The organism is Tunicatimonas sp. (assembly GCF_049647865.1).
In the GTDB taxonomy this organism is placed as follows: Bacteria; Bacteroidota; Bacteroidia; order Cytophagales; family Cyclobacteriaceae; genus Tunicatimonas.
The window spans coordinates 1-4396 of sequence record NZ_JBARYM010000853.1 but is presented as its reverse complement, the minus strand read 5'-3'; the positions used below and the strand labels follow the sequence as shown (position 1 = coordinate 4396).

General features: G+C 43.4%; 5 protein-coding genes. 3 read left to right on the top strand and 2 right to left on the bottom strand.

Annotation, left to right across the window (positions count from 1 at the left end):
• The coding region (locus tag WBA23_RS24560) for a hypothetical protein (protein WP_424584921.1) at positions 1-201 on the bottom strand (201 nt) is incomplete at its 3' end.
• 222 nt (positions 202-423) lie between these two features.
• Here WBA23_RS24560 and WBA23_RS24555 point away from each other — a divergent pair.
• Positions 424-768: a hypothetical protein gene (locus WBA23_RS24555; protein ID WP_424584920.1), complete on the top strand. Its 345-nt coding sequence runs from the start codon at positions 424-426 to the stop codon at positions 766-768.
• Between the two features lie 89 nt (positions 769-857).
• Here the strand turns inward: WBA23_RS24555 and tpx are convergent, their stop codons facing one another.
• Positions 858-1361, bottom strand: a complete 504-nt coding sequence (tpx, locus tag WBA23_RS24550; RefSeq protein WP_424584919.1) for a thiol peroxidase — start codon at positions 1359-1361, stop codon at positions 858-860.
• A gap of 135 nt (positions 1362-1496) precedes the next feature.
• Between tpx and WBA23_RS24545 the strand changes: the two genes are divergently transcribed.
• Positions 1497-3248 carry a 1-acyl-sn-glycerol-3-phosphate acyltransferase gene (locus WBA23_RS24545; protein ID WP_424584918.1) on the top strand — a complete coding sequence of 584 codons (1752 nt, stop codon included), beginning with the start codon at positions 1497-1499 and terminating at the stop codon, positions 3246-3248.
• Entirely contained in the window at positions 3235-4266 is a 1032-nt protein-coding gene (locus WBA23_RS24540) for an NAD(P)H-dependent glycerol-3-phosphate dehydrogenase (RefSeq protein WP_424584917.1), read from the top strand. The genes WBA23_RS24545 and WBA23_RS24540 overlap by 14 nt, the downstream gene beginning before the upstream one ends.
• Positions 4267-4396 lie beyond the last annotated feature (130 nt).

The window sequence follows — 4396 nt, the reverse complement described above, 5'->3', positions numbered from 1 at the left end:
GCTCTGATCAGCCGCTCCGGTAAGCAGATACGAAACCTGCGCAATAAACAAGTAAAGGGAGGTTACAATCAAGAAGAAGCCTAGCGCTAGGTGAAATCGAGGGTCGCGCCAGATAGGCTTAAATTCTCGAGGCTTTGCCTTCTGCCTGGTCTTAGCAGATGTCGGTTTAATCCGATTCGTTTTCTTCGGTTTTTTAGCCATAAGCTCTAAATATCAGCTACGCCAAAGCTACACAATTGGTCATAAGTTACACAAATACCGGAAAAAGTCTGCTCGCCTAAAAAGACGTTATTTCTAACAGGTGTATCCTTTTTGAAATTTTTTGATAAAACTTACCAATGATTTTTTCAGAAACTGTGTTGACCAAACAAATACCGCAATAACCTAAAATAAATACTCAACAAAGTAAAATACTATTGGCATATGGAACACGTAGACAAATCGGTACTATGCAGAAACACGTTAGGTAAGATTACGGCCCTTAATCCGGGGGTCGCTTATGAACTTACGTTTAAGAACGTCTATTTATTGTTAACGGCCAGTCAGATTCATCAGTTGAAGGACGAACTGGAGTTACTGAATGAGCAGGATTGGTTCTTGGGAACAGAAGAATCGTTTACCTTGCTACGACTACCATTTATGAACTTCAGTGTATTGATAACTCAATTGGAGCAAGATCAACTTATGCAATTATTGCTAGAAGCCGCAGCTATGATGAAAGTGCATCACTGGCTAGCGTTTCGCACTGAGCGATCACGTATAAACTAAAGTTGCCAGGTTTATAGTTCTGAGTTTTAAGTTATCTTAACAAGATGATTATACACAAACTTTCAAACTCAGAACCTGAAACCTTCTAACTACAACAACTTATCCACCGCCTCCATCACTTTATCGTAATTCGGCTCTTCACCCACTTCCGGCACTAATTCAGCGTAGGCAATCTCGTTATTCTGGTCAACTACAAATACGGCTCGGGCCGATAGTCCTTCAAAAGGTCCATCCGTAATTTCAGTTTTATACTTCTCACCAAACTCTCCGTGGCGAAAGTCCGATGCATTAACAATATTCTCGATTCCTGAGGTTTCGCAAAAGCGTTTCATGGCAAACGGTAGGTCTTTAGAAATAACCAAGCCAGTTACTCCACTTTTCCCTCCTAACTGCTTATTAAATTGATGCGTCTCCGCAGCGCACACTGAAGTATCTAAGCTAGGCACCGCGATAAGCACTTTTACTCCCGATAAATCAGATAATTTTTTACTACTCATATCATCTTTCACGAATGTGAAATCAGGCGCGGGGCCAGAAGTAGGAATATCGCCTTTAATTGAGGCGGGATTGCCGCCTAGAGTTACAGAAGCCATAGTATCAAGTTTTAGAGGTTAGGCACAATTATACGACAGTACCTTTGGTTTGTTCAACCCTTCGCAAGCTTTTATAATTATTCTAAAAAGATTTGCATGATTCTACCGTAAAAGTCCTAGTTTAAGGGGTACATTATGAACAACCGAGCTACACAGTCGTCTAAGTCCCGACAATACGAGCCTATTCTTCCTAAGCGAAAAGAATGGCCGGTGGTACAACTGAGCCGTCAGCGAAAAGAATTTATTGATACCGTAGTGCAGAACAGTGTAAGTAAGCTACAGGAAACCGCTTCCACTATAGATTTGCTGGTAGATGAGCTAGAAACTACGCTGTATAAAGAAAAATATCGTGTTAGAGAGAACCCCTGGGCAGTAGATCCTGATGATGATTATGCCTTCTGGAACTCGGTAAAGAAGCAGCTCGTAGAAATTTCTACCCTTCAAACCGATAATTATGACCAGGAGGCTGAGCAGAAAGCACAGGTGCTGTTGGAAGAAATTGTTACTCGCTACGCCAATGAGATAGCTAGTAACTTTCGCCCATCTTATTACCAGTTTGCTCGCAAAGTAGTCACCTTCGGATTTTCCCGACTACTAAACGCCTCTCGTGTGAAAGGCTTCGGATCGTTATTCAGCAATCAGTATTCTTTACAAGACAAAATAAAAATTACCGGCGAGGTTGAACACTTGCGAAGCTTGGCGCAGCAGGGCACTATTGTGATGGTACCTACCCACTTTAGCAATCTGGATTCTATTCTGATTGGCTGGGTTATTAGTGAGTTAGGCTTACCACCTTTTATTTACGGGGCAGGGCTCAATCTATTCAATATCGATATTTTTGCCTACTTCATGAACAGTCTGGGAGCCTACAAAGTAGACCGGCGCAAGAAGAACGCACTTTACATTGAAACGCTGAAAGCTTACTCTAGTTTAGCGATGCAACGGGGTATTCACAGTTTGTTTTTTCCCGGAGGTACTCGATCTCGCTCCGGTCGTATTGAGGATAAACTAAAACTAGGGCTGCTGGGTACCGCTATGGAAGCGCAACGCATCAACTACATTCGGAGCCAGGAAACCGGCGAACCTGCGGAAAAGATCTTTGTATTTCCGGTAGTGCTTAACTATCATTTTGTACTAGAAGCACCCAGCCTCATTCGCGATCACCTCCAACGCGAAGGGCAAGAGCGTTACTACATTGAAACCGACGAATATTCTCAATCGGCTAAGATTGTCAAGTTTCTGCTAAAATTTTTTCAAAAAGGCTCCAACATATCGGTAAGTATTGGGCGAGGAATGGATCTGCTGGGTAACTATGTGGATGATGAAGGGCATAGCCTCGATAAGTTAGACCGACCAATTAGTATGCGAGAATACTTTTGTACCGGCGAGCAAATTACGCGCGACGAGCAACGTGAGAGTGAGTATACCCAAATGTTGGGTGAGGCTATTTTACAGGAGTACTACCGAATTAATCAGGTTTTCTCGAGCCACCTGGTGGCATTTGTCGCTTTTGAGCTTATTAAGAAACAGCATTCTTCTTTAGACTTATTCAATCTGTTACGCTTGTCTGAAGAAGACTTGGTACTTCCTTATAATATGTTTCAAGAACAGTGTGAGCGAGTACGCCAACAGGTTTTGGAGCTACACCGCCAGGGCAAGGTCGATGTTGATGAACGACTCAATCAACCAATTGACGAGGTAATAACTCACGGATTATCTAATGTAGGGATGTATCACTCAAAGCGTCCTTTAATAAAAAATAAGGCTGGGAATATTGAAACACCTGATATAAATACCCTTTATTACTATCATAATCGCCTGCTAGGGTACAATTTGCACCGAATCATTCATCACCAGGAAAAATCATTTGTCAGTGTCGCAGAATAGTCCCGTAGGTGTGATCGGTGCCGGAAGCTTCGGTTCGGTAGTCGCTAATCTACTTGCCGAAAATAGTGATGTATTGCTATACGCCCGCCGTCCCGAAGTGGTGACTCAAATAAATAGTGAGAAGCAAAGTGCGGGCTACGCCCTTCATCCGCGCGTACGTGCCACCAACGATGCGGAAGATATGGTAGCGCAGTGTTTAGTGCTATTTCCTATTGTAGCTTCTTCCGGTTTCCGAGACACCATGCGTAGTTTTTCCGCCTTTCTTCGTCCTTACCATATTGTTATTCACGGTACCAAAGGACTCGATGCCCTTCCCAACTCTTCTGCTCCAATCACGCGCAAGCAGATAAAAACCATGAGTGAAGTAATTCGAGAAGAGACTGTTGCCGTACGCATTGGTTGCTTGGCGGGTCCTAATTTAGCACACGAACTAGGGGAGGGACAACCGGCAGCCACAGTAGTAGCTAGTCGCTTCGATGAAGTAGTTCAGACCGGGCAACGTTTACTACGAAACAACCTGTTCCAGGTGTACGGTAGCGATGATCTGATTGGTATTGAGTTGTGCGGTATACTGAAGAATATTATTGCTATTGCTTCGGGAACGTTGAGTGGCTTATCGTTGGGGGAAAACGCCCGGGCATTATTGATTAGCCGAGGATTGTTGGAAATGATAACGATTGGAAAGGCACTAGGAGGTAATACTGAAGCATTTATGGGCGTAGCTGGCGTAGGAGACTTGGTAGCTACCTGCTCTAGCACCCATAGTCGGAACTATACAGTTGGCTATCGATTAGCCCAAGGTGAAACATTGGAACAGGTCATTCAAGACATGGAAGAAGTAGCCGAAGGAGTAAACACCACTCGTATTGTAAAACAATTAGCCGATTATCACCAGATTCAGGCTCCGATCACTCGAATGCTCTACCGAATGCTATTTGAAGATCTCCCTGCCCAACGAGCGTTGGAAGGCTTAATGAAGATCCCTCTGGGTGAAGGCGATGATGTTAATGTGTTATAGTGCTATGGTGCTTGGTTCTGAGTTTAGAGTTTGATAAGAGTAAACCCAGGATTTTGAACTCAAAAACTTTAAACTCAGAACCAAAGAAACTACTGATTCAAATCAACTAAGCGAATTTCTACTCGACGGC